At 59.5% G+C, this 25,691-nt stretch carries 23 protein-coding genes; 9 read left to right on the top strand and 14 right to left on the bottom strand.

Features of this window, described 5'->3' with window-relative positions:
- Window positions 1-31: 31 nt before the first annotated feature.
- The 3 genes from gabT to HED64_RS00015 all read right to left on the bottom strand — a co-directional run bounded on the left by gabT (window position 32) and on the right by HED64_RS00015 (window position 3,387).
- Complete coding sequence (gene gabT / locus HED64_RS00005; protein WP_132358809.1) at window positions 32-1,372, bottom strand: 4-aminobutyrate--2-oxoglutarate transaminase; 1,341 nt, start codon at window positions 1,370-1,372, stop codon at window positions 32-34.
- A 303-nt stretch (window positions 1,373-1,675) separates the two neighbouring features.
- Window positions 1,676-1,813: a methionine/alanine import family NSS transporter small subunit gene (locus HED64_RS00010; protein ID WP_210149109.1), complete on the bottom strand. Its 138-nt coding sequence runs from the start codon at window positions 1,811-1,813 to the stop codon at window positions 1,676-1,678.
- The gene (locus HED64_RS00015; RefSeq protein WP_168150129.1) at window positions 1,810-3,387 is read right to left on the bottom strand and encodes a sodium-dependent transporter; all 1,578 of its coding nucleotides are present in this window, start codon (window positions 3,385-3,387) and stop codon (window positions 1,810-1,812) included. The genes HED64_RS00010 and HED64_RS00015 overlap by 4 nt, the downstream gene beginning before the upstream one ends.
- A 112-nt stretch (window positions 3,388-3,499) precedes the next feature.
- Between HED64_RS00015 and HED64_RS00020 the strand changes: the two genes are divergently transcribed.
- Genes HED64_RS00020 through HED64_RS00030 form a run of 3 tightly spaced genes read left to right on the top strand, consistent with a single transcriptional unit; the run spans window position 3,500 to window position 5,890 of the window.
- Window positions 3,500-4,906, top strand: coding sequence for a PucR family transcriptional regulator (locus HED64_RS00020; RefSeq protein ID WP_168150130.1), 1,407 nt, complete (start codon window positions 3,500-3,502; stop codon window positions 4,904-4,906).
- Between the two features lie 24 nt (window positions 4,907-4,930).
- The gene (locus HED64_RS00025; RefSeq protein WP_132358817.1) at window positions 4,931-5,365 is read left to right on the top strand and encodes a hypothetical protein; all 435 of its coding nucleotides are present in this window, start codon (window positions 4,931-4,933) and stop codon (window positions 5,363-5,365) included.
- Between the two features lie 9 nt (window positions 5,366-5,374).
- Window positions 5,375-5,890 (top strand): HIT family protein, encoded by a 516-nt coding sequence (locus tag HED64_RS00030; protein ID WP_168150131.1) that lies wholly within the window; start codon window positions 5,375-5,377, stop codon window positions 5,888-5,890.
- A gap of 23 nt (window positions 5,891-5,913) precedes the next feature.
- Here HED64_RS00030 and HED64_RS00035 read toward each other — a convergent pair whose 3' ends face one another.
- Entirely contained in the window at window positions 5,914-7,011 is a 1,098-nt protein-coding gene (locus HED64_RS00035; protein ID WP_168150132.1) for a polyprenyl synthetase family protein, read from the bottom strand.
- Window positions 7,012-7,198: 187 nt separating this feature from the next.
- A complete protein-coding gene (locus tag HED64_RS00040; RefSeq protein WP_168150133.1) occupies window positions 7,199-7,897 on the bottom strand; it encodes a demethylmenaquinone methyltransferase in 699 nt (232 codons plus the stop codon).
- A gap of 116 nt (window positions 7,898-8,013) precedes the next feature.
- On the opposite strand from HED64_RS00040, the gene HED64_RS00045 reads away from it, so the two are divergent.
- The 4 genes from HED64_RS00045 to HED64_RS00060 all read left to right on the top strand — a co-directional run bounded on the left by HED64_RS00045 (window position 8,014) and on the right by HED64_RS00060 (window position 12,102).
- Window positions 8,014-9,351, top strand: a complete 1,338-nt coding sequence (locus HED64_RS00045) for an isochorismate synthase (RefSeq protein WP_168150134.1) — start codon at window positions 8,014-8,016, stop codon at window positions 9,349-9,351.
- 265 nt (window positions 9,352-9,616) lie between these two features.
- Window positions 9,617-10,411 (top strand): ABC transporter substrate-binding protein, encoded by a 795-nt coding sequence (locus tag HED64_RS00050; RefSeq protein WP_168150135.1) that lies wholly within the window; start codon window positions 9,617-9,619, stop codon window positions 10,409-10,411.
- A gap of 93 nt (window positions 10,412-10,504) precedes the next feature.
- On the top strand, window positions 10,505-11,299 hold the full coding sequence (locus tag HED64_RS00055) for an amino acid ABC transporter permease (RefSeq protein ID WP_168150136.1): 795 nt from the start codon (window positions 10,505-10,507) through the stop codon (window positions 11,297-11,299).
- An 11-nt stretch (window positions 11,300-11,310) separates the two neighbouring features.
- Window positions 11,311-12,102 carry an amino acid ABC transporter ATP-binding protein gene (locus HED64_RS00060; protein WP_168150137.1) on the top strand — a complete coding sequence of 264 codons (792 nt, stop codon included), beginning with the start codon at window positions 11,311-11,313 and terminating at the stop codon, window positions 12,100-12,102.
- Window positions 12,103-12,329: 227 nt separating this feature from the next.
- Here the strand turns inward: HED64_RS00060 and HED64_RS00065 are convergent, their stop codons facing one another.
- The 3 genes from HED64_RS00065 to HED64_RS00075 all read right to left on the bottom strand — a co-directional run bounded on the left by HED64_RS00065 (window position 12,330) and on the right by HED64_RS00075 (window position 15,620).
- Window positions 12,330-13,289 (bottom strand): carbohydrate ABC transporter permease, encoded by a 960-nt coding sequence (locus tag HED64_RS00065; protein WP_245325577.1) that lies wholly within the window; start codon window positions 13,287-13,289, stop codon window positions 12,330-12,332.
- Window positions 13,286-14,119 (bottom strand): carbohydrate ABC transporter permease, encoded by an 834-nt coding sequence (locus HED64_RS00070; RefSeq protein ID WP_342590612.1) that lies wholly within the window; start codon window positions 14,117-14,119, stop codon window positions 13,286-13,288. Before HED64_RS00070 ends, HED64_RS00065 begins: the two co-directional genes overlap by 4 nt.
- A gap of 172 nt (window positions 14,120-14,291) precedes the next feature.
- Entirely contained in the window at window positions 14,292-15,620 is a 1,329-nt protein-coding gene (locus HED64_RS00075; protein ID WP_168150139.1) for an extracellular solute-binding protein, read from the bottom strand.
- A gap of 303 nt (window positions 15,621-15,923) precedes the next feature.
- Between HED64_RS00075 and HED64_RS00080 the strand changes: the two genes are divergently transcribed.
- Window positions 15,924-16,946 carry a LacI family DNA-binding transcriptional regulator gene (locus HED64_RS00080; protein WP_210149115.1) on the top strand — a complete coding sequence of 341 codons (1,023 nt, stop codon included), beginning with the start codon at window positions 15,924-15,926 and terminating at the stop codon, window positions 16,944-16,946.
- Between the two features lie 166 nt (window positions 16,947-17,112).
- Window positions 17,113-18,876: a glycoside hydrolase family 35 protein gene (locus tag HED64_RS00085; RefSeq protein ID WP_210149117.1), complete on the top strand. Its 1,764-nt coding sequence runs from the start codon at window positions 17,113-17,115 to the stop codon at window positions 18,874-18,876.
- A 68-nt stretch (window positions 18,877-18,944) separates the two neighbouring features.
- On the opposite strand, the gene menD is transcribed toward HED64_RS00085, so the two are convergent.
- The 6 genes from menD to HED64_RS00115 form a co-directional block, all read right to left on the bottom strand.
- Window positions 18,945-20,642 carry a 2-succinyl-5-enolpyruvyl-6-hydroxy-3-cyclohexene-1-carboxylic-acid synthase gene (gene menD, locus HED64_RS00090; protein WP_168150141.1) on the bottom strand — a complete coding sequence of 566 codons (1,698 nt, stop codon included), beginning with the start codon at window positions 20,640-20,642 and terminating at the stop codon, window positions 18,945-18,947.
- A gap of 46 nt (window positions 20,643-20,688) precedes the next feature.
- On the bottom strand, window positions 20,689-20,958 hold the full coding sequence (locus HED64_RS00095; RefSeq protein ID WP_168150142.1) for a hypothetical protein: 270 nt from the start codon (window positions 20,956-20,958) through the stop codon (window positions 20,689-20,691).
- A 76-nt stretch (window positions 20,959-21,034) separates the two neighbouring features.
- A complete protein-coding gene (locus HED64_RS00100) occupies window positions 21,035-23,110 on the bottom strand; it encodes a PhoX family protein (protein ID WP_168150143.1) in 2,076 nt (691 codons plus the stop codon).
- Window positions 23,111-23,275: 165 nt separating this feature from the next.
- On the bottom strand, window positions 23,276-24,274 hold the full coding sequence (locus HED64_RS00105) for an o-succinylbenzoate synthase (RefSeq protein WP_168150144.1): 999 nt from the start codon (window positions 24,272-24,274) through the stop codon (window positions 23,276-23,278).
- A 66-nt stretch (window positions 24,275-24,340) separates the two neighbouring features.
- Window positions 24,341-25,021: an SRPBCC domain-containing protein gene (locus HED64_RS00110; protein WP_168150145.1), complete on the bottom strand. Its 681-nt coding sequence runs from the start codon at window positions 25,019-25,021 to the stop codon at window positions 24,341-24,343.
- Entirely contained in the window at window positions 25,018-25,608 is a 591-nt protein-coding gene (locus HED64_RS00115) for a winged helix-turn-helix domain-containing protein (protein WP_168150146.1), read from the bottom strand. Before HED64_RS00115 ends, HED64_RS00110 begins: the two co-directional genes overlap by 4 nt.
- Between the last annotated feature and the right edge of the window lie 83 nt (window positions 25,609-25,691).

Genomic DNA, 25,691 nt, shown 5'->3' on the forward strand with positions numbered 1-25,691 from the left:
CCCTGGCCCGCCATCTTCATGCGCCTACCAATTAGGCGTTCTTGCGGATCGCTGCCTCAAGAACGTCGAAGGCCTCGGTGAGCAACTCGTCGCTGATGACCAGCGGAGGCAGCAACCGGATGACGTTTCCGTAGGTGCCGCAGGTGAGGATCAGTACGCCCTCGGCCAAGCAGTCCGCGGCAATCTTCTTGGTCAGATCCATGTCGGGCTCGATGCCGCCGGCCTTCACCAATTCGATGGCCACCATGGCGCCGCGGCCACGGATGTCACCAATGGCCGAGACCTCGGTGGCGAGCTTGCGCATGCGGGTGAAGAACTGCTCTTCGATCTCGCGGGCGCGTGAGGCCAGGTCCTGCTCCTCCATGAACTTGATGGTTTCCAGTGCCGCGGCGACTGCCACCGGGTTTCCACCGTAGGTGCCGCCTAGGCCACCGGGGTGAACCGCATCAAGCAATTCGGCGCGGCCAACAATGCCCGAGAGCGGCATGCCACCGGCGATTCCCTTGGCCACCGTGATGATGTCCGGGTTGATGCCCTCAATATCCGAGGCGAACCAGGCACCGGAGCGGCAGAAGCCTGCCTGCACTTCGTCGGCCACAAAAACGATGCCCTGCTCCTTGGCCCATTCGGCCAGACGGGGCAGGAACCCGGTGGCGGGAACGATGAATCCACCCTCACCCTGGATCGGTTCGATGATGATGGCGGCGATCTGGTCGCCACCGATCTGCTTCTCCATGTTCAAGATGGCCCGCTCGGCGGCTTCCTTGCCGGAGATGTTCGGGTTTTCTTCGCGGAACGGGTAGCTCATCGGCATGCGGTAAATCTCCGAGGCCAACGGACCGAATCCACGCTTGTACGGAGCAGCCTTGGCCGTGAGTCCCATGGTCAAGTTGGTGCGACCGTGGTAGGCGTGGTCGAAGGCGACCACGGCGGTGCGGCCGGTAGCCACGCGCGCCACCTTGATGGCGTTTTCTACTGCCTCGGAACCGGAGTTGAAGAAGACTGCCTTCTTCGCCTGGGTTCCGGGGGTGATCTCGGCGAGCTTTTCGGCCAGCTCAACGTAGCCCTCGTAGGGGGTGACCATGAAGCAGGTGTGGGTGAAGCGGGCTGCCTGAGCAGCCACCGCGGCCGCGACCTTCTCGTTGGAGGCGCCAACGGAGGTCACCGCGATGCCCGAACCTAGGTCGATGATGGAGTTGCCATCAACGTCAACAATGATGCCGCCATCGGCATCTGCTACGTAGACGGGCATCGAGGAGGCAACACCCAGCGCGACGGCGTTGGCGCGGCGAGCAGCAAGTTCCACCGATTTGGGGCCGGGGAAGGCTCCGGTGATGTTGCGCTTCTGTTCAATGCGGTAGGTGATGTCCATGAATCTTCAATCCTTTCCCGCCACCGAGTGGCATGCGGCACCCAGCAACGCATCATGGTTGGGGCGACGGCGCACACTTTGGCAGCCGGTGTTTTAAGTGGTCTGTACTACCCAGTAGCCTATGTCTCGCGCGAGGGCGCCCGCCAGTGAAATTGGCACAGTGTCGATCCCCTCTTCCAGTGCAAATGCACAGGAGCCAATCGGCGACCAACCAAAATCGGCCCGCTGTTCTTGCGGGCGTCATTCTCCCGCAAAACAACGGACCGATCTTTTGGTTAGTGCGGCGCCAAGGTGCCGCTGGAATTAGAGCTCTCGAGCGATGGTCTCGGGCAGGTGCCCCTCATCTTCCGGGTGCCGTACTAGGTTGATCAGGGCGAGGATCAGACCGCCCCATACGGTCACCATAGCGATGATCATCATGACGATTGCGATGGGTGTCATCGTTGTTCCTCCGCTTCATCTGCGGCCACCATGGCCGCGTATTCGGGATCGTTCAATTTGGATTTGGCGCTCCACGGAATCAGCGTCAACAGCAGCGCGCCGACCACCAGTGCACCGGCCATGCCCCAGCCAAAGACTCCAATAAACCACACCGGGTAACCCTCATAGGTCTCCGCGATCTTGGAGGCGAATTCGTTGTACAGGATGTAGCCCAGGACCAGCGGGGCCACCACGGATACCAGGGCGATCCACGTGGTACGCATGCGCACCGAGGAGACCTTATTCAGGTGGTCCGAAAGCATCGGCAGCTTACGCAGGAACCAGGCGATCAGGATAACGGCGACCAGCGCACCGGCCAGGATGCCGAAGCTGTTCACGAAAGCATCAAAGGTGTCCAACAGGTACAGCCCGGTGGCCGTGGGGAAGAGCAGCAGTGAAATGAAGGCCACTGGAATGCTCACCGCCAGCGAAGCCCGCACGCGCGACCAACCGAGTTTGTCCTGGACTGCGGCGACGATGACCTCAAGGATGGAGATCAGCGAGGTGATACCGGCGAAGACCAGGGACCCGAAGAACAGCACCCCCATCAGCGCACCGAGCGGCGCCGCCGAGACGATCGTGGGGAAGGCGATGAACGCCAAGCCGATGCCCGGCACCGCCACCTCTCCCACCGTGGATCCGGCGTTATGTGCCATAAAGCCGAGAGCCGCGAAAACGCCGATGCCGGCGAGAATCTCGAATCCGGAGTTGGCAAAACCAACGACCATGCCCGAGCCGGTCAGGTCGGTTTTGCGCTTGAGGTAGGAGGAATAGGTGACCATGATGCCGAAGGCTACCGAGAGCGAGAAGAAGATGTGCCCATAGGCCGCTGCCCAGACGCCCGGATCTCCCAGTGCTTCCCAGTTGGGCGTGAAGAAGGCGTTCAGTCCATCGACCGCACCGGGGAGGAATACCGACTGGACCACCAGAATAATGAACATAACCACCAGCAGTGGCAGGAAAATGGCGTTGGCCTTCGAAATCCCCTTGTTCACCCCGGCCACCATGATGCCAATAACAACGGCCCAGGTGACTAGCAGTGGCCAGAAAACGCCGGGAACAAAGTTGAAGCCCACGTTGATGGACTCGGAGACTTGCAGGAAGTCTCCGGTGAAGAAACCTCCCGGGTCCCCACCCCAAGCCTTGGTCACCGAGAACCAGGTGTACATGCCGGACCAGGCGATGATGACCGCGTAGTAGATCGCGATGATGAAGCAGACAAGCACCTGCCACCAACCCAAAACTTCCGCACTACGGTGCAGGCGTCGGTAGGCCAAGGGTGCTGAGCCACGGAATTTATGTCCGATGGCGTAGTCAAGGAAGAGCAAGGGTATACCGGCGCTCAACAAGGCCACCAAATAAGGAATCAGGAAGGCGCCGCCACCATTTTCGTACGCGACGTACGGAAAGCGCCAGATGTTGCCCAACCCAACGGCCGAACCGATGGCGGAGAGAATAAATAGTTTGCGCGAGGAGAAGGTCTCCCTGCCCACGGGTGCCGCCGTTGGCGCCCCGCTCGAGGATGCGTTGATCATGCACACCACGTTAACCCACTTGTGAGCCGCGTTATAGCCATTTGCGCGGTTCGTTTCGTGTTTCGCCTCCATTCTTCGTACGACTGCACAAAATGTTCAATAGTATGAGTACATGGCCATTACCCTCGTGAATCTTCTTGAGTCTCAAACCCTGAGGCTCAAAGCCCACACCGATTTCTCCGCGGTCGGGCAAACTCCCATCGAGTGGGCGGCCGTCACCGAATTGCGGGATCCTTCCCCCTTCCTCAGTGGCGGGGAAATCGTGCTCACCACTGGCCTGCGGCAAACATCGATCGCCAATCAAGAGAACTTTGTCCAGACCGTGCATGGCGCCGGAGCCCTGGCCCTGGGCTTTGGTACGGGGTTAAGCCATCGCGGAGTTCCCGCGGCTGTGATTCGTAAGTGCACCGAATTAGGCCTGCCCGTCTTCGAGGTTCCCTACGAGACTCCGTTCATGGCCATCACCAAGTTGATTGCCGATGCGCTGAACGCGGATCATTTGCTGCGTCTTGAGCGTTTGCTCAAGGGGCATCAGCGTCTGGCTTCCACGCTGCTGGCCGGTGGGCTCGGTGCCATGCTGCGCGAGCTTGCCCGCATGCTGGGCACCGAGGTGATTCTGCGTCAATTCGCCGCCACGATCCATGGACCGGAGCTAGGCATCCGCAAATGGCACGAGGTCTCCGTCGCCTCCGGTCTGCGCGATAGGTGCACGTTATATCTGGCCGAACCCTACCAACACGAGGCATTGGTGGATTATGCCCAGGGCCTGATCGGGTTGGAACTGGCCAACCAGGCCCGGTTACGCGAATCCACCCGCAAGGTCACCGGGCAGGTCTTCGCCGACCTTTTGGCCGGAACGTTGACGGGGCATCAGGCCGACGCGAGGCTGCAGGGCATCGGGGTGGTGCCAAGTCAACCGCACTCGGTGGTTCTCATTGCTGCCCCGGCGGGCCAGGAAAAGGCCCTGCGGACCCTGCCGATCCCCCCACAGTTTGAACACATCATTTCCGCCACCGTTGATGATCGCTTGGCCCTGGTGGTCGCCAATACCGACGGCGCCTCCCTGGCCGACGGCATCAACGAGTACCTGCAGGGTGCTGGGGTCATCGCCCGGGTGAGCTTTGGCGGCGGCTACACCCAACCCAATGGTCTGCGCTGGAGTTTCTTCGAGGCCATCGAGGCGTTGCGTCATGGGGAGCAACTTAATACTCCATCCAAACTCTCTTTGACCTCGTTGCTGTTAGCCGCGCGAGATGTCCCCCTGCAGGCGCTGGCCCAGGAGGCGCTGGCCCCCTTGCAGGCCTTTGATACCAAGCACTCCGCCGAGTTGTTGGGCACATTGCGCAGCTACCTTGAGTTGGACGGAAGCGTGGGCGCCGTGGCCGACGCGCTGGGTTTACACCGAAATACCGTGCGCTACCGGCTTCAGCAGATCAGCGAGCTCTCCGGATATGATCCGACCACCACCGCTGACCGCGTTCAATTGTGGCTCGCCCTCACGGCCTTGGATCTGAACTAGCCCGCTGCCCGATAGGATGGATTCATGGCTGAAATGTTCCTTGAGAAGTTCCGTTCGTTGGTTCCGTTGTACCTCGAGGACGAGTGGCAGGCCGAGGACGGCCTGACCACCGCCGAGCTCGACGATGCACTGGCCGAGTTCACCTTCCCCATTCCTTTGGTACTGCTCGAGTTCTACATGGCCCTAGGTGGCTGCGAGGACCTGATGGAGGCATACCACTACTTCTTTGATCCCGAAGAGCTGGAAATCGAAGATGGTTACCTCCTGTTCTTGGAGGACGAAGAGGAAAAGTACGTGTGGGGCATCCGTGTGGACCAGCTTGAGGTCCCGGACCCCATCGTTTACCGCCGGCAGAACGCACGGGGTGCGTGGAAGAGCGAGGAAGGAACGTTCAGCGAATACGTCCTGGACATGTTCTCCTGGGTCTTCGACGAACTCTCCCCCGAACTGGATAACTAGCAGACCGGCATGGGCACCCTGTGGAAGTCACATGCACCGCAGGGCTACCTGTGCCCGTTTTGCGAATTACTGGCCGGTGGTCTTCATTCGGCAGATAATCTCTGTGCCCCCACCGATCTGATTTACCGCAGCGACGAGGTCGCTGTCATCATGGCCTGCGACGGCTTTGGTCCGCACGGAGGCCATGTCATGGTCATCCCGGTGGACCATCATGAGGCGCTCTACGACCTGCCCGATACCGTCGCGGCCAACATCATGTATGAAACCAGGCGCATCGCCCTAGCCATGAAGCTGGCCTGGGATCCCGAGGGCACCAGCACCCGGCAACATAACGAACCGGCGGGCAACCAGCACGTGTGGCATTATCACCAGCATGTCTTCCCGCGCTTTGCCGGCGACAACCTTTATGGACACCTGCGCCACCGCGTTTCGGTGGAAGAGCGTGCACAAAAGGCCGCCCAGTTACGAGCGGCCCTTGCCGAGGGGAACCTCTTCGGAGAAAACCCCGAACGGTTCCGCTACTAAATTCTTTTGATCCGTTGGAGCTCTTAGAGCTCGCGCGTCACCACTGCGTCGGCGAAGGCCACCAGAGATTCTTTGACGGTTCCTTCCGGCAGCGGAGCCAGTGCAGTAATGGCGTCATCGGCCCAGCTGCGCGCGACATCCCAGGCCTGTGTGGTGGCCGGGTTACCTGCCACTGCGGTCACGGCGCGAGCCAGATCCTCGTCCTTGGTCAGATCACCATCGACCAGTTCGAGCACTGCGGCTGCATCGGTATCGCCCGCGGCAGCAGCGTTGCGCATCAGCAGGATCGGTAGCGTCGGAACGCCCTCGCGCAAATCCGTGCCGGGAGTCTTGCCCGAGCGGATCTGTGCCCCGGTGACGTCGATGACATCGTCGGCAACCTGGAAGGCTACACCCACCTTTTCGCCATAGGTGCGCAGCACGTCAACGTACTGGCTCACCCCGCCAAAGAGCGCGCCGTAGGCACCGGAGGTGGCCAGCAGGGACGCGGTCTTATCGGAGATCACGTTCAGGTGGTGCTCGATCGGGTCATCGTCCTCGCGCGGTCCGACGGACTCGTGCAGCTGGCCCAGGCACAGGCGCTCAAAGGTGCGTGCCTGCATGGAGACGGCCTCCGGGCCGAGCTCCGAGCCGAGCACCGAGGCGCGGGCGAAGATCAGGTCCCCGGTGAGGATCGCTACCGAGTTGCCCCAAACCTCGTGGGCCGTCGGTGCACCGCGGCGCAGCGGGGCCGAGTCCATGACATCGTCGTGGTACAGCGTGGCCAGGTGGGTCAGCTCCACAATGGCTGCGGCCTTGATGACGTCCTCGGTCACACCGTCGCCCAGCAGCGAGGTGAGGATCACCAGCAGCGGACGAATGCGTTTCCCTCCGGCCTCAACGAGGTGGCGGCTGGTGGCGTCAATCAAGGGATCGGAGTTGGCGATGGCATCGCGGAGCAGCTTCTCGACCTTGGCCAGGCCGGTAGCGATGGCGGGGCCGAACTCCGGGTCCAGGGCGATACGCCCAAAACCGCCGGGCAGGTTCACCGCGGCGGCCAGCACGCTGGTTTCCGGGTTCAAATCAAGGGAGTCAGGCACGCCATGTCCGGCAGCGGTCCAGTTGGTCTGGGAATCGGTCACTGTTCTAAGACTTACTATCTCTCGACGGGCGGTTCCAGCCGCGGCACGGTGGCCGATTCTGGTTGCTGGTGAGTTGGCACCAGCTGCTCAAGTACATTCTTCACTCTATCGCCAACACTGCCCTCACCCCCAAGCTGGCAGGTTCACCGCAGGTCGTTGGTGCAGGCCTAAGCCCGCTTCCCCCAGCCTAGGCTAGGGGTTTGGTGGCGCGGTGCACCGCCACGATGCCACCGGTGAGGTTACGGTAGCGGCAGGATTCCCAGCCAGCGGATTCGATCCATTCGGCCAAGCCGTCCTGTGCGGGCCAGGCGCGAATCGATTCGGCCAGGTAGACGTAGGCGGTGGGGTTGGAGGACAGTGTCCTGGCCACCGGCGGCAGTGCCCGCATCAGGTATTCGGTGTAGACCGTGCGGAATGGTGCAAAGGTCGGGTGGGAGAACTCGGCGATGACCAGCGTTCCGCCCGGCTTGACCACGCGCAGCATCTCGGCCAGCGCCTTCTTCGGCTCATTCACATTGCGCAACCCGAAGCTGATGGTGGCGGCGTCAAAACTGTTATCGGCGAAGGGCAGGTTGGTGGCGTCCCCGGCAACAAAGTCGATGTCGGGACGTCGACGTTTGCCGACCTTAAGCATGCCCTGGGAGAAGTCGCAGGCGACCACGGAGATCCCGGCATCGGCGTAAGGCTCCGAGGAGGTGCCGGTTCCGGCGGCAAGATCTAGAACGCGTTGCCCACGTTTGGCGCCGACAGCGTCAACAATGACCTTGCGCCATCGGCGGGTCTGGCCCAGCGACAGGATGTCATTCATCACGTCGTAACGCGCTGCAACATCATCAAACATGGCTTGGACTTCTTCGGGGCGCTTTTCCAGCGATGCACGGCTCACCATCTCATTGTCGCAAAGTTCGGGCACAAGGGGAAAACGTTGCGGCGCGCCTCCCCGGTGAGCAGCGCCACGCCCGCCTCATACGGTGCTGCGCGCGGCGGTAAGCTTGATCAATCATGACTTCCCAACTTTCAGCCGCTGTGGGGCCAGACTCCACGGACACCATCCCGCATCTGCGTTCCCTGACCATTCGTCGCCCGGCGATGAGCGAGCATGGATTGCTCGACTACATCACGCGTGACGATTCACTGGTCTGGGCCCGGCGCGGCGAAGGAACCGTCGGCTTTGGCGAGGTCGCCCGCTTTGAAGCGACAGGTCCACAACGGTTTACGCTGGCTCGTGCCTGGTGGGCTGCGATCTCCGAATCCGCGCAGGTGAATAACCCGTTGGAGCACCCCGGTACCGGACTGATTGCCTATGGTGCCTTCGCGTTTTCCTACAGCAGTACCTACGCCTCGAAGCTGGTTATCCCACGAATTGTGGTGGGCCGCAACGAGGAATGCAGCTGGATCACCTACACGGTTGCCGATGCCGAGGCCCCGCTGAGCATCGAGGCGGCCGAGTCCGAGCTGGCCCAGCTGCTGGAGGAGTACTCCCCCGAGCACGAACTGACCCATGGCACCGACCGACTCGTTGCCGGTCAGATTTCCGAGGCCGACTACATGGATTCGGTACGCAAGGGCGTCTCCGTGATTGAGACCGGGGCCATCACCAAACTCGTTTTGGCGCGTGATGCCGTGGCAGAACTTGCTTCCCCGATTGCCGTGGCCCAGGTGCTGCGCCAGCTGGCACTGCGCTACATCGATTGCTGGACTTACTCGGTGGACGGCCTGATTGGCGCCACCCCCGAGATGTTGGTGAGGGTGCGCGGAGACATTGCCGAGGCGCGTGTCTTGGCCGGTACCCTGGACCGGGCGACGGCTCCCCTCGGGGACGGCGACTACGCTCGGCGGATGCTGCTCGAAGATGAGAAGCAGCGACATGAACATCGTCTGGCGATCGATTCGCTGACCGAACAATTGGGCCCGCTGGCCTCGGGCATGGATGCACCCGATGAGCCGTTTGTCCTGCAGCTGCCCAATGTCTGGCATCTGGCCTCGGATGTGCGCGCGACGCTCTCGGCGCATGCTGACGGCTCCGTTCCCGGAGTTTTGGACCTGGCGGAAATTTTCCATCCCACTGCCGCGGTGTGCGGTACCCCCACCAAGGAAGCGGGTCGGATCCTGCGCGACCTCGAGGGCATGGACCGCGGCCCGTATGCCGGACCGGTGGGCTGGATCGACACGCGCGGGAACGGTGAACTCGGCATTGCTTTGCGCGGTGGAGTCGTCGAGTCCCCCACCTCGGTGCGACTCTACGCGGGCTGTGGAATCGTTGCTGCTTCGAACCCCACCGAGGAACTTGCGGAGTCATGGGCCAAAATGCGCCCCATGCGCGAAGCCCTTGGTTTGTAAGGAAATCCTCCGATCCAAGCGCCCGGCGCCGCGACGGCATTGTTCCATGAGAACGGCGCCCGAACATCATGAGGGGCGCACTTTCGCGCAGTGTCCATGTGATGACCGAGTCACTGTGGCGTTTCGAAAATGTAACAAAACCCTCTTGTTTACTCCTGTGAAATAAATGTAGCCTGTGAGACATATCTCGGGAGCTCGTGTTGACGGTTACAATAATCATCAACGCAAACCTTGCGAGCGATCACCTAGAGAAGGATCACACTCCATGCGGATTTCAACTTCAGTGCTTAAGACCTTGGCCGTGGGGGCCATGGGCGCACTTGCACTCACCGGTTGCGGAAGCAGCGAAACACCGGCAGCATCATCGTCCTCGGACCCGAATGCTGTCACCGTTTTGAACGCCGGCAAGCTCACCGTTTGCTCCGACATTCCCTACGAACCGTTCGAGTTCGTCAAGGATGGCAAGAATGTCGGTTTTGATATGGACATTGCCGCCGAGATTGCCAAAGACTTGAGCCTCGAACTCAATGTGATCGACTCCAGCTTCGATTCCATCGAGTCCGGGCTCTTCCGCACTCAGTGCGACATCGCGATTTCATCGCTGTCGATCACCGATGCGCGCAAGGCCAACATGGATTTCTCCACGCCGTACATGGATGATGACCTCACCCTGATCGCCAAGGATGGTTCCGGTGTCACGGACATCGAGTCCGCCAAGGGTAAGAAGGTCGGCGTCCAGCAGGCCACCACGGGTGCCAAGTACGCTAAAGACAACGGGGTTGACGCCATCGGCTACGAAGATTCCGGCCTGCAGATTGCCTCGCTGAAGGCGGGCACGACCGTAGCAACCCTTGGAAACCAGTCGGTTCTGGCCTACGCCATCAAGGATGATCCGACGTTCAAGCGCGTGGCAGATTTCAAGACCGGTGAAAAGCTCGGAATTGCCGTGCCGAAGGGCGGAACCGTGATGCTGGAGAAGGTCAACTCCACACTCAAGCGCCTGACCGATGACGGGTCGCTGGCCAAGTTCCAGGAAACGTGGTTCGGCGCAACCAACTAACGTCCTCGACGTTCAACGCAATCTCTCAAGCGAGGCCCACGGCTCCTCACCGGGCCGTGGGCCTCGCTACCTTTCACGGAAGGCTTTAATCCCATGGCCATGACAACTCGTCAACGCGCCCGATTAAGCAAAATTGTTCAGATCATTATCTTCGTCGGCGTCATCGTGGCTGTATTGCTGAAAGTCGACTGGAAGATCCTCGGCAGTACCTTCTTCGCGTTCGACAAGCTCGGCCCGATCTTCCCCGAGCTGATCACCGTCGGGTTGAAGAACACCCTGTACTACACGGCTATTTCCTTTGCCTTCGGCCTCGTCCTGGGCCTGCTGCTGGCCTTGATGAAGATGGCCAGCTTCGCACCTTACCGTTGGTTCGCCACCGGATTCATCGAGTTCTTCCGCGGAATTCCTGCCATCTTGGTTCTCATCACGTTCGGTTATGGAATCCCGACGGCGTTCCCCGGAACCAACTGGCCACAGCCCGTGGTTGTGATGGTTTCCCTTGGGTTGGTTTCCGCTGCATACATCGCCGAGACCCTTCGAGCTGGTCTTCAGGCCGTGCCCAAGGGCCAGAGTGAAGCCGCCAGATCACTCGGCATGCCCGCGTGGCGCGCCATGGTGACCATCGTGATCCCCCAAGCATTCAAGATCGTTTTGCCTCCCATGACCAATGAAGTCATCTTGCTGACGAAGGACTCGTCACTGGCCTTCATCCTGGGTGCGAGTATGGCCCAGTACGAAATGACCAAGTTTGGCCGCGACGGAATCACCTCTCTCGGCGCCGGCATCACGCCGTTGATTGTGGCGGGCGCGCTCTACTTGGTAATCACCGTTCCATTGAGCCTGATCGCTCGAAAGTTCGAATCCCGTTCCGCACGGACGAAGCGATAGGGAAAACGCTCATGACTCACATTTCAAACATCCCGGCGAATTTCAAGGCCTCAGGGGTCTCCATTACCGGGCTGCGCAAGTCTTACGGCTCCAACGAAGTCCTCAAGGGCATCGACCTGGAGGTCAAGCCGGGAGAAGTTGTCTGCCTGATTGGGCCCTCGGGCTCCGGAAAGTCAACGTTGCTACGCTGCGTCAACCTGCTCGAGAAGCCCAACGAGGGCAAGATCCACGTCGGCGGCTTCGAGACGACCGACCCCGATGTTGACCTCGACAAAATGCGCCAGAATGTCGGCATGGTCTTCCAGCAGTTCAACCTGTTCCCGCACCTAACGGTGACGCAGAACTGCACCGTGGCACAGACCAAGGTGCTTAAGCGCCCTGCCGCACAAGCCAAAGAGGTTGCACAAAAGAATTTGGACCGGGTGGGCCTGGGAGCCTTCGGCGATCGGTACCCCGACGAGCTCTCCGGCGGCCAGCAGCAGCGTGTGGCCATCGCCCGGGCGCTATCGATGGATCCGACCCTCATGCTCTTTGACGAGCCGACGTCGGCTCTCGACCCGGAAACCGTCGGCGAAGTTCTGGCCATCATGCGCTCGCTGGCCAAAGCCGGAATGACCATGCTGGTGGTAACCCATGAGATGTCCTTCGCCAAGGAGGTCGCAGACCGGGTGATCTTCATGGATGGCGGCGTGGTGGTCGAAGAGGGCATTGCCCAGGACGTCATCGGTAACCCGCAGCAGCCGCGTACGAAGGATTTCCTGAAGCGCGTTCTCGATCCAACTCACGTAGAGATCGACACTTAGGCATCCCGCAGCGGATCTTTTGGGGCGTTTACCACCTATTCAGGCGGTAGGCGCCCCATTTTTGTTTTGACGCGCGCTACGGGCCGCTTAGGGGTCCTTAGTACTCATCTTGGGCCCTTCTCCGTGTGCGTAAGGTGGCGATCTGCCCACGACAAAGGAGCGGCTGACTCAATCCCCTCTGAGGGGATTGAGTCAGCCGCTCCTTGATGTTTTTCCGGAACCACGAACTATTTGATGGCGCCTGCCGTCAGTCCAGCCTTCCAGAATCGCTGCAGGAATAAGAAGAGCAACAAGAGCGGGATCACCGATACTAGAGCACCGATCACCACCAGGGACATGGGGACCTTGCCGTTGGAGGCAAACCAAGACACCAGCCCCACCGTCACCGGCTGCAACGAGGAATCGTTGATAACCATCGCGGGGAGCAGATAGTTGTTCCAAATTTCCACAAAGTTGAACAGGAAGATCGTCACAAGCGCCGGGGTCATCATGCGCATTCCTATACGGAAGAAGATTCCCACTTCGCTCACGCCATCGATGCGGGCGGCCTCGATGACCTCATCTGGCACCGATTGTGCGGCGAAGACCCGCGAGAGGTAAACGCCGAACGGGCTGACGATGCTAGGCAGGATCACAGCCAACGGATTGTTGATCAGCCCGACCTCGGAGAACATCAGATACAGCGGCAGGGTGAAGAGGATCTTGGGGATCAAGACGGCGGCAAGCACTACACCAAATACAACTTCTCGGCCGCGGAAGCTGTATTTTGCCAAGGCATAACCGGCCATCGAAGCCAACAGGGTTCCCACGATGGCACCGATGCCTGCGTACAACACGGAGTTCAGGATCCATCGCATGAAAATGCCATCACGAGACGTCAATAGCTCGGCAACGTTGTTCCCGAGGTGCATGCCGTTAAACCAGAAACCAGGGGCGGAGAATTGCTCGCCCATCGGCTTCGAAGCCGCGACAAACAGCCACCAGATCGGCACCAGGAAGTAGATGGCAAAGCAACCCAGGACGATTGTGACAACCAATCGGCTGGCGAGGGACGTCTCGCGGTTGTTGAGCGCCTTGCTCATTTTCTGTTTCCCGAAGTTCCTCCCGGAACCCGAGGCCTTCGTCGGACCATCGGCAGCGTTCGCATCGTTTGTTGCGACTGCTAGGACTTCTGCTTGAGTGCTCATGAGTCGGAGCCTCGATTCGTGATCTTGAAGAAAGTGATGGACAAGATGCCCACCAAGACTGCCAAAATCACCGAGGTGGCAGCAGCGTAGGGATAGTTTTGCGCGGCAGTAGCTGCCTGAGCGGCCATGATCGGGGTAAATGCCGAGTCAATGGAACCACCGGAAACACTTTGCAACACCTTGGGTTCGTTATATAGCTGTGCGGTGCCGATGATGGAAAAAACGGTCGTAAGAATCAAGGCAGGACGCACCATGGGGATCTTGATGTTCCAGGCGATTTTCCAGGCCGAAGCCCCATCGATCTTTGCCGCCTCGAGGATTTCCCCCGGAATTGATTGGAGCGCCGAGTAGATGATGATCATGTTGTACCCGGTCCAGCCCCACGTGACGATGTTAGCCACCGACCATAGAACCATGTCCTCGCTGAGGAACGGAATGACAACACCAAGGGGCTCCAACAACGCGTTGATGGGGCTCGAACTGCCGGAATAAAGGAACGACCACATCAGTGCCGCAATGACGCCGGGAACCGCGTAGGGCAGGAAACTTGTGAGTCGAAAGAATCCCTTGGCTCGTGCCGAACGTGAGTCGATTAAGAGCGCCAAAGCTGTGGCGAGGCCCAACATGACCGGCACTTGGACAACGCCAAAAAGCAGCACACGGCCCAGAGACTCGATGAAAACCGGATCGCTAAAAGCTTTGAGATAGTTAGTGAAAGGGTCAAAAACCATCGTCGGAGCGCTTAAACCCAGACCGTCGCGCTTCAACACAAAAAGGCTACGGTAGATGGCAAAACCTAGCGGAGCCAGATACATTGCTACGAAAAACACCGCAAAAGGTGCCACGAGCATTGCTGCTGTGTGTGCGGGACGACCCTTGGTTCTTGGTTTGCGGAGTGGGGGTCTGATTTGAGAAACCACGCTCATGGTGCTGCTGCCTTCCGGTGTTTATTGCAAACGTTGAAACCCGTGGCGGCTCGAACGAGACGCCACGGGAATCGGATTAGTCAGTGACGTTGATGCCCTGGCTAGTCATGTTTTCCACTGTTGCCGTGTTCGCTTCGGTGAGCGCATCGGCCATCTTGCCGTTGCCAGCCCAAGACTTATTCAGTCCATCGTCAAGCTTTGTTGTCGTCAACGGCATGTTCGGCCCCCAGGTCCATTCGGGGTTCACCCTGAGAGCTTCTTCCTTGAAGACATCAAAAATCTTCTGATTCGAGAAGTACGCGTCTTCATTGGTCAGCTGCGGCAGCTCCAGCAATGCCTTGGCAGCTGGGTACAGGGCACCCTTTTCGATGAGGTTTCCGTAGCTGTCAGCGTCGGTGGACAAGTAGTTTGCGAATTTCCAAGCAGCCTCCGGAGTTTCGCAACCCTTCAGAACAGCGGTGGCCGAGCCACCGACATTACCCACCGATGGGTTAGCGGCATCCCACTGAGGCATGGGGGCCACGGCCCATTTACCCTTGCCATCTGCCGCGTCGCCCTTAATTACGCCTGCCTGCCACACAGCACCAACCAAGGTGGCAATTGAACCGTCGCCCAAGCCCTTGAACCAAGCCGGATCGTACATGGGCGCAGAGGCGATGGTGTCCGCATCAACCAGTGATTGCCAGTAATCGGCAACCTTCTTGTTTTCATCAGAATCGACGGAGACCTTCCAGCTGTCACCCTCGATGTTGAACCACGGTGCGCCAGCTTGCCAGGACAAGCCCGCGTAATCGTAGTTTGCGTAGGGCGAGCTGATCTTGATCTTCGCGTCTGCTGCCTGCAACTTCTCGGCAGCTGCCTTGTATTCAACCCACGTGGTCGGGACCTCAACATCGTACTTTTCGAAGAGTTCCTTGTTGTAGAACAATGCCATGGGGCCGGTGTCCACCGGAGCGCCGTAGACAGCATCGCCGACCTTGACGCTGTTCCATGCGAAGTCGACATATTCGCTCTGGTTAGCGTTGGCGAACTGTGAAACGTCTTCAAGGGCTCCCTGCGCCGCAAAGCTGGTAAGCGTCTCGTATCCAACCTGTCCCAGACACGCAGCGTTGCCTGCCTGAACAGCATTTAGCATCTTTTCATATCCGCCACGCGAACCTGGCTGGATTTCTTCAAACTTGACGACGATGTCTGACTGCGAGGCGTTGAAGGCCTTCACGCTGTCCGAGTATCCCGGGGCCCATCCCCAGAAGGTCAGTTCGGCTGGGGATGCTGCCGAACTGCTCGCTGCTGCGGGAGACGACGATTGAGTAGGGGTTCCACTGCCGCCGCCGCATGCGGTCAGGGCGAGAGCTGCCGCGAGGGTGCCAGCAGTGGCAATCCCCCAACGCTTGAAGCTATTCATATTTCCTCCACTGCTACCACCGGCTTCATAGTTGACCGGTACGGATAATCAAAGGCTTGTCTTCGAGGTTGACCCCGACACCTGGCTCGCCCGCGTTCTCCCAAGAGTGACCTCGTGTGAGCCGCGCAACATCAAGCGTAGAATCCAGAATGCCATAGCTTGTTATCGATAACAAGAGCAGTGAATGTTTTCTCAAATTTCATAATTCCATGGCCAGCATTCGTCTGCATCGCCTAGAGTCATTGTTATGTAACACCCGTAGTCACCACTTCGTAGTGACAAACACCATCGGATTCGAGGGACATGAAGGAACAGAAACCACACCGCGCGCCTTCCATGCGCGACGTGGCACAGCTTGCAGGCGTATCGGCACAGACCGTCTCTCGCGCTCTGAGTGACCATCCGAATGTCCAGCCGGAGACTCGCCAAGCAGTTAAGGATGCGGCGAAGAGCCTGGGCTACCGCCGGAACGCGACGGCTCGGGCCTTGGTGACGGGTAAGAGCAATATGATCGGCGTGATCACACTTTCCACCAGTTCATACTCTCGAATGACACTGATAGTAGGCATCGAACGGGAAGCCGCCGCCCGCGGATACTCAGTCACATTCGTCTCCATTACCAATCTTTCAGCACGCTCCCTTGAGGATGGGCTCGGTCGACTGGTGGCGCAGGGCGTGGATGGAATTATCACCGCCATCCCTCTGCAGGATTCTTCCACGGAGGTAGAGAATCTACTGAGCGAAGTACCCTCGGTAGCCATCGACACCCCACTTCCCGCGGGCGAACAGGTCGTCGGGTTCGATCAGGGGCATGCAGCCCGACTCGCGGTTGAGCATCTCATCGAGTGTGGCCATACCAATATCTGGCATGTCGCCGGACCCAAGGACTGGATTGAGTCAGAAGCCAGGATTGCCGGCTGGAGGCGGGCACTCGAGGAACATCAGCTACCCGTTCCACCAGAGATCTACGGAGATTGGAGTGCCGAGTCTGGCTATCGTGCGGGGCTGATCCTCGGACGGATGCCCGATGCCACCGCCGCGTTCGTCGCCAGCGATGAGATGGCATTCGGCCTCATAAAAGCGGTCAAAGAACTCGGACGGTGCGTTCCGGAGGACATCTCCGTTGTTAGTATCGATGACATCGAACTCGCCGCCTACTGCGCACCCCCACTCACCACCGTCCGTCAGCCGCTCGAGGAAATGGGCCGACATGCGGTACGTCACCTCGACGTGCTCTTAGGCGACGAAGAGGCTCTCGAGCCCCAAGCTAAAACCACCTTCATCGTGCCGGAGCTCATCGTTCGCTCGAGTACTGCGGCACGCTAAACAGATATTATCGCTCGAGGTCATTGCATTTATAGTTGTTATCGATAACAATCGAAAGACATGCAAGTGAGGTAGAAGCACACTTGCTTCCGTCTTTCGATGGTATGCAATGCCCTGCATTTTGACTGTTGGGACAAGCTTCGATCCAGAACCGAGGAACCAGAACGTGATCATTAGCGGAGCCCTGCACTATTTTCGGACCCACCCCGAGCAGTGGCGCACCCGCCTTCATTGGCTGAGGCTGATGGGCGTAGACGCAGTGGAAACATACGTGGCCTGGAACGTCCATGAGCCACGTGAAGGCGAATTTAATTTCAGTGGCGGTGCCGACCTAGAGCGGTTCGTCGGCTTGGCAAGGGAGGAAGGCCTCAAGGTCATCCTCCGGCCTGGCCCCTATATTTGTGCCGAGTGGGACAACGGTGGACTGCCCTCTTGGTTGACGGCTCAACCAGGTATCCACGTGCGCACTCGCGATCAACGCTATGTTGCGGCTGTTGAATCATTCTTCAATGAACTTTTGCCCAGAGTCGTTCCGCTATTGGAATCCCACGGAGGGCCGATTTCGATGGTTCAAGTGGAAAACGAATATGGCTCGTTCGGCTCCGACCAGGTTTATCTCGAGCAGATCCGAAAGTCCCTAGTTGAACGTGGCGTCGATGTTGAGCTGTTCACCTCCGATGGACCCGAGGACCATATGCTGACCGGCGGTATGATCCCTGGCGTCAACGCCACAGCAAATTTCGGTTCCGCGGCAACCATGGCTTTTGGGGATTTCAGGCGACACCGCTCCGGTGATCCCTTATTCTGCATGGAATTCTGGAACGGTTGGTTTGATCACTGGGGTGAGGAACACCATGCCCGAGACGTCAAGGACGCGGCAAACGCATTAGATGAAATGCTGGACATGGGTGCCTCGGTCAACTTCTACATGGCTCACGGTGGAACCAACTTTGGCACCGGAGCTGGCGCAAACTATGACCCACCACAAGCACGCAGCGGCGGCAGCTACCAACCGACTGTCACGTCCTACGATTATGATGCTCCGCTAGATGAACGTGGTGCACCCACCCCCAAGTTCCACGCCTACCGCGACGTTATTTCCAAGTACCGGACCCTTCCGGAATTAGAGGAATTCACTGAGCCGCTGCTGCCCGACACTGAGCTGGTTCCCAACAGTGAACCAGTAGGTTTGCCTGCCTATTTCGACGCCCTTGCCGCAGGAAACCCCACCACCATCGAGTCTGGTCATCCGCTAAGTTTCGAAGAACTTGGGCTTTCTCATGGCTTGGTCCGGTATGCGGCCACCATCCCCGGCCCCCGTCGTTCCTACCCACTAACGATCGATGGGCTTGCTGACCGTGCACATCTGCTCATCGAGGGCAAGAGCGTTCACATCTTCGAACGAAACAACCAAGTTCCTTTCGACCTAGCTGTCCCGCCCCAGGGGCTGGGCATCGAACTGATCGTCGAATCCATGGGACGAGTGAACTACGGTCGCTTGGTTGGCGAGCGCAAGGGAATTCTTGGAGCGGTACTGCACGAACGTCAAGAGATCCATGGTTGGCAAATGACTGCTATGGCTTTGCCGGAGCCCCCCAGCCCGGAGCTACTAGACCGGGTCACAACTGCGGAATCCTGCGATGGTGGCCAAGGCGCATTTCACTCCATGAGCTTCGAGGCTTCGGTGGCGGCCGACGGGTATCTCGACCTCACCGGGTGGGGCAAAGGGTACGTCTGGGTTAATGATTTTTGCCTCGGCCGGTTCTGGGACGTTGGACCGCAGCTCTCACTCTTTCTTCCGGCACCCGTCGTTAGATCTGGAACTAACCACGTGCTGATCTTAGAACTGGACGGTGTACACGGCAGCAATCCACGCATCCGTTCGGTACCAAACCTTGGCACCGGAACGGCTGCGCTAGCACCGCAATAGCCGGCGCAAGCAGCAATACAAATTTTCGCTGGCCCAGAGGAGTGATACCCCGTCCAGGCATGCGGTTTCTAGTCCTCTTCGGGCCAGACTAGGGCATTGATTTGTTCACTGATCTGCGCATGCATGGGGCGCAATCCATCGCGCGAAACGGGAACCTCGATAATGCGCCGGGTACCGCGTTCCTGCAAAATTGCGCGCAGTTCCTCCACTGTTCGAGCGACACAGTAGTCCCAACCATAGGCAGCCGCGAGGGGCTGGATACCGACCTGATGTGGGGTGGCAAAGAGGCGCTCGACAGTATTTGCGTAGCGACCGGAAGCTTCAATGGCACCATGCTCCAGCGTCGAGAAGATCGCGCCACCACCATCGTTAAGGACCACCACGTCCATCTCGGGTTCCGGCTCCCCCGCACCCAACAACAATCCGCCCACATCATGCAGGAAAGTCACGTCACCGAGAACCACCGTGGTCTTTTGTCTTGCGCTCGCCTGAGCGATGCCCGTCGCGGTGGACACGGTTCCATCAATGCCAGCCAGTCCCCTATTTGCAAACACCCGCGCGGTGGGAAACGCCGCGGGTTCTGCGCAGAGATCCGCATCCCGAATGATGTTTGAGGAACCGACCACCAGGTTGCCCCTTGTTGTAGCCCAGATTTCGCGGGCCAGCACCGGACCGTTTAGTGTTCCGCTGCCGTCGATCGAGGCCGCAACGATCTCAGCTGCCTGCGTCCCCAGCTGTTGCCAGGCCGCTAGCCAACCGGCGGGGGGACGCCCGGCGAAGGCCACCAAAGCGGCCGCATCAGCGATCAGTTCCTCGCGTCGGCGGCCCGCTTCAAACCAAGGAGCCGGGGCCGGATGCCAGAGCGCGGTCTTAATCGTCGGATCAGCCAGTAGCTTGGCCACCGGTCGGGTCAGTGTCGGCCTTCCGAAGAGCACCACTTTCTGGATGCGGGCACCGTGGGATGCCAATAGCGTGCGGTACGGGCCGATGGCGCGGGAACCAAATCGTGCGTTCGAGCTGGGCTCGGCAAATAGCGGAAGACCCAGCGCCTGAGCAAAGTCAGCAGCGTCGGCGTCGGCCCCATGCCCGGCCACCACGACTGTCCGTTGCGTCAGGCTCGCGCCACTAGTATTCCAACTCACCGTTGAGGCAACCGGACGTGGGTGGGGCGGAGACACGATGTTTGCCCCGAACTGGGGAAGAGATTCGTGATCCCCTGGAATCAGTGGATCTCGGAAAGCCACGTTGAGCTGAACCGGGCCCGCCGACACAGTTGCCGTCCCACGTGCCGCGGACAGTGCCCGCCCGATACTTGCGACGGGGTCTTGCCCCGCATGAATGTTTTCGGCACTACGCACGTGATGACCAAAAAGGTTAATCTGATTTGTGGTCTGGTTTGCTCCGGTCCCGTGCAGTTCCTCCGGCCGGTCAGCGGACAGCACCACCAGCGGAACACCCGAGTGGTTAGCCTCCATCACGGCAGGCAGCAGCTCCCCCACCGCTGTTCCAGATGTTGTCACGATGGCCGCGGGCAACCTGCTGGCCTCGGAGAGACCCAGCGCGGTAAAGCCTGCCACCCGCTCATCAATACGAACGTGCAACCGGATGCTTCCCGTGGCTTCGGCCTCGGCCAGCGCGTAGGCCAACGGTGCGCTGCGTGATCCGGGGCAGATCACCACATCGCGGACCCCGTGGGTCTGCAGTGCGGCAATGAAGAGGCGGGCAACTTCCATGGACGAAAGTTCGGGAACGGAATTCGAGGGCATGAGTACCATCCTAATTCCGTCCCCGACCAGAACCGTTTTCCGACTATTAGGAGATGACTATGTAGCGGGTGACCAGATTGGTCGCGAAATGACTCTGAGTCACCGGGTCATCGTCTACCAAAAACTCTTCCACATAGTTCGTCAGTCGCCCGGACTGTGGGTTGAACATCAGCATGGTTCGATATCTTCCGCCCTCGTCGGTTGTTTCCACACCAAAGGCGACCTCTTCCCTGTCCCATCGATCGGTGGCGAGCCCGATGACCTTCAGGAAACCCTGAGTTCCTGACAAGGAAAGACCAAGAAGCTTCCGAGGCATGCAAAAGGGCCCCCGGCGGCAACGATTTGAAAACCGTTGCGGCCGAAGGCCCTTGCTCGCGTGGTGCTGGTGCGGGCTACTTCTTAGGACCGTGTCCCTTGGCCTTGGTGAAGACCTGGATGACTGACGGACGAGGACCGTAGACATCGCCACGCTTGGCCTTGGACGGGTTCATGACGTAGTCGGGGAAGAACGAGGTCGGTTCCTGGAAGGTGCCGCCCTCGCCGGGGTGCTGCACCGAAACGAAGACCGAACCGTCACGATCATGAATCAGCGGACCGCAAGTTTCTGCGCCGGCCGGAACCGCGAGGAACTGTTCTACCTTGCCGCGCTGGGAACCGGTGAGCGTGACCTTGTGCAGGGCATCGCAGTAACCGATCGTGCCGGGCTGGCCATCGGTGGAGATCCACAGGTTGCCCTTGGAGTCGAACGCGAGGTTATCCGGGCAAGAAATTGGCGAGACCTTGTCCTTCGGGAAGCCGGAGAAGTAGGTGCTCGCATCTTTGGTCGGGTCCCCGGCGACCAACAGGATGTTCCAGTTGAAGCTGGTAGCTGTCGCGTTGTTATTCCGCTCGGTAAGTTCAATGACGTGGCCATCGCGGTTCTTGGTCCGCGGGTTGGCTTCGTCGACGGTGGCCTTACCGGTGGTGTTGCGCTGAGTGTTGTTGGTCAGCGCAATGTAGAGCTTTCCGGTAACGGGGCTGGGCTCAACGTCCTCGGGACGGTCCATCTTGGTGGCACCGACCTTGTCGCCTGCCAAACGGGTGTAGACGAGAACTTCTTCCAGGCTCATGCCCGGGACCATGGATTCGCCATCGAGGGTCAGCGGGATCCAGGTGCCGGTTCCGTCGAAGGAACCATCGGCTGGAACGGTAGCCGCCCCATCGATTTCGGCAACCGGCGAGTTACCAGCGAACTTTGCCACGTATAGGTCACCGGCGGAGAGCAGTCTCATGTTGTGCCTGCGGTCACCGCGGCGGTACTTATCCTTCGAGATGAACTTGTACACGTAGTCAAAGCGCTCGTCATCGCCCGAGTAAGCCACGACGCGTCCATCATCAGCGATCCGAACGTTGGCGCCTTCGTGCTTGAAGCGTCCCAGCGCGGTGTGCTTGACGGGTGTGGAGTTGGGGTTCTGCGGGTCAATTTCCACGATCCAACCAAAGCGGTTGATTTCATTCTCGTAGCCGGGGTTACGGGCGGAGAAACGCGGATCAACGTCTTCCCAACGGCGTTCGGTAGCAGCATCGGCGATGCCATAGCGAGCATCTGAGGCTGATCCCTGGCCGCGGAAGTACTGGTTGAAGTTCTCTTCGCCGGAGAGCACGGTGCCCCACGGGGTGGTGCCACCGGCACAGTTATTCAACGTTCCCAGAACTGTGCGACCGGTAGGGTCGGCAACCGTCTTGAGCAGTTCGGAGCCCGCGGCCGGTCCATCCACGGTGAAGGGGGTCGTGGCGGTGATGCGGCGGTTGCGTTCGGCGCCACGGACGTACTCCCAAGGGGTGCCGCTCTTGACCCGCTTGACCTCAACAATGGAGAAGCCATGAGCTTCCATAGCGATCTTCGCGGCCTCGGTCTTATTGGCCTCGAACCATACGGAGTCAAACATCAAATCTTCGTTGGTGTACTCGTGGTTGGCCACCAAGAGACCGGAGCGTCCCGAGTACTTGTCCACGATGATGTTCAGGTAGTCATTGTTGTAACCGAACTGACCGGCCTGACGCTTTGCGCTCTGCTTGGTGATATCGAAAGCAGCGGTGTTGTTGAAGAGCGGATCGCCCCAGCGGATGATCGGTGCCCAGTCGTAACCCTCGGGCACAGTCACAGCATCAACGGTGCGCGGAACCGGAGCGATGGCCTTGAAGGCGAGCTTCCCGCCACCCTGTGGTGCAACGATGGTGTCGGCGGTGGCATTCGAAGCTCCGATGCTTTGGCCCCCAACGACCAAAGCTGCAGAGGCTGCGGCACCGAGGCCGAGAATGGAACGACGGCTCAAAGCTCCATCAGCGATGTCACGGAAGTAGCCATTGGAGCTGGTGTTACAAACATCCTTGGCACAAGCGTCTCCACACTTGAAATGGCAAGTTGCCGCGTCGCGGTTACCGCGGGTGTGGCCAAGCATGGGAAGGAAAGTACGTATCGGGCTCATGGTTTTCTCCGTACAAAACTAGCGAATGATTCGGTGGATGACCTCGGTCATTAGCCTTTCAGCGCACGGTGATCAAACGGCCGCCGTCAGGTAAACGAACGGTGGACGAAAGGTGTTAAGCCGTTCAAAATCACCGGATCGTGACGGATATCTCGCCTTCTTCGACTACTGTTCTGTGCCGAGTAATTCCCCATAACATTCGACAAGTCGTGCCCGCCACCAGGCACTGCGTTCAGAACTCACCGCATGGCGACGCAAAAGCTGGGGGTCAGCGACGATTTGGCGCAATTGCAGGGCTCCGTTGACCGCGACAAACCTGTCGGTGGTGACGTCGGAGGTAAATAGCGATCCGGTGGCCAGCCCACAAGCGTAGGGCAGCTCGGGCAATGCGGCGGCCAGGGCTGCACCCTGGCGCAGCCCGATCGAGGTATCTAAGGCCGAGGAGACCACGGCAGGTAGACCTGCATCGGCAACGATCTGCAGGGCCCGACGCACTCCGCCCAACGGTTGAGCCTTGATGATAATCAGATCAGCAGCTCCGGCTCGGGCCACTGCCAACGGGTCAGATTCCTTACGCACCGATTCGTCGGCAGCGATCAGCACACCCAGCCCGCGTCGGGCCACCTCTTCGCGAACTCGGGCCAAGCCCTCGATGCTGGCCACCGGCTGCTCGGCATATTGCAGCCCGAACCCGGCCAGCGCTTCCAAGGCAGCCATGGCCTCTTGGTGATTCCATCCGGCATTGGCATCAATGCGGATTGCAGCATCCGGCAGCAGCCTGCGAACTTCTGCCACGCGGGCCACATCTTGGGCCAGGTCCTGACCTTGTTCCGCGACCTTCACCTTGACGGTATGAGTTGCGTCGTAGGCGGCCAGAACACTCTCCACCTGATCTTGACCCACAGCGGGCAGTGTTGCGTTGACTGGGACTTCATCGCGCACGGGGTGGGGGTAGCCGTCCCAGGCCGCTTCGATAGCTGCCCGCAGCCATGAGGACGCTTCGTTGCTTCCATACTCCAAGAAGGGCGAGAACTCTCCCCAGCCAGCCGGCCCCTGGAACAACAGCGCCTCACGGTGGCGGACTCCACGGAATTGCACGCGCATGGGTAGTGACACCACGTGAGAGGCGTTAACGAGTTCTTCAAGATCGGGCAGCTCAGTCATGCTTTCCAGCCTACCGGCGCATGTGGCGATGCTGTTGATACTGCCGGCGCAACGATCCGCGGCAAATTAGTAGGCAGCGTTGATGGCCAATTGCCAGGCTTCGGTGTTGGCCTCGGCGTCGGCTCCATTAGCAAAATCGTGAACCGTCAGCCCGACGACTCCGCCAAAGGCATTGCGTCCAAAGATCCGCACCATCATATTCTCGGTGCGAAGTCCCACGAAGTTCTGATTGCGAAAATCGACGGTGACAGGTGCCGCGTCGCGACCGGGTAGAGCGAGCACCAATTCGGTGCCGAGAGGTGAATCCTTGATGCCGAGGGCATCGAGGAATTTCTGCAATGCTCCTGCGGCCTTGGAGGCTTCGGGACCCTGAACATCACTGAACGCCGCGTCCTTGCCGTCGAAGTGAGTCAGGTACTCACCCAGTGTGTGGAGGTAGAAGACGGTGTGCTTGGAGGCGCCATCGTACTGGTTGTCCCAGTCATCAACGAAGATCCCGGAGTGCACATAGCGGACGGCTGTACCGTTTTCTCCGGGTGTTAGCACGTGCTCGAGTTGGTTGAACCAGCCGTCCGGTCCGTCCATTCGCGTTACCAGATGGGTGGGGTACTCCTCGAGGGTTCTGACAGATGGCCATTGATCGGTGGGGAACATCCACGCTGCGGTGCCTGTTGTCACCGCTTCCCAGATTCGCTCCGGGGTGCTGTCAATGGAGAGTTCCTCAACAATTTCGAATTCTTTGCTCATGGTGTGTGCTCCTTCAGGGTGGGGTGGAGGGAAACGACCAGACGGTGTGCGCGCCCGGTGTTCTGGGTGGTGTTGTGATATTTTGCGGCGAGGCTGGCGACGGAAGCACCGAGCTCCCGAGCAAATTCCGCCCGGTCTCTGGCGGTGGCGAAATCTATCTCGGCGTCGATGGCAAAGGTGCCAAACTCCTTTCCCACCTTGCGTGCGCCCAGCAGCAGGGTTCCCACCTCGCGGATCGTTCTGGCTGCCAGGGCGAGCAGCCAGCTGGCCGAGGCTTCGTTTCTCAGCCCGGGGGCGGACGGGCTCAGCACATCGATACTCTGCGGGGAAATCACGTAGGCCGTGGCCGTGGCCTGCATGAGTCTTTCGGTCATGATCCCTTTGGACCGCAGCTCAACCACCTCTACCAAGCCCACCTCTAGCATCTGGTTCAGATGATAGGTGATTTTCTGGCGAGGAATCTCCAAGCGGGCAGCAAGCATGCTTGCCGAGGCGGGGTCCGCGAGTTCAATCAGCAGTCGTTGGCGCATAGGGTCCAACGCCGCGGATGCAGCTCTGGGATTCGTTAGTACTTCGAGGTCGAACATGAGTCCAGAATTCCACTGACAAATATATTTGTCAAGAGTCCTAAGAATCGTCGAACTGCCCTATTGGCTGCGGAGTACAGAGG

The organism is Paeniglutamicibacter terrestris (genome assembly GCF_012271785.1).
Classification (GTDB): Bacteria; Actinomycetota; Actinomycetes; order Actinomycetales; family Micrococcaceae; genus Paeniglutamicibacter; species Paeniglutamicibacter terrestris.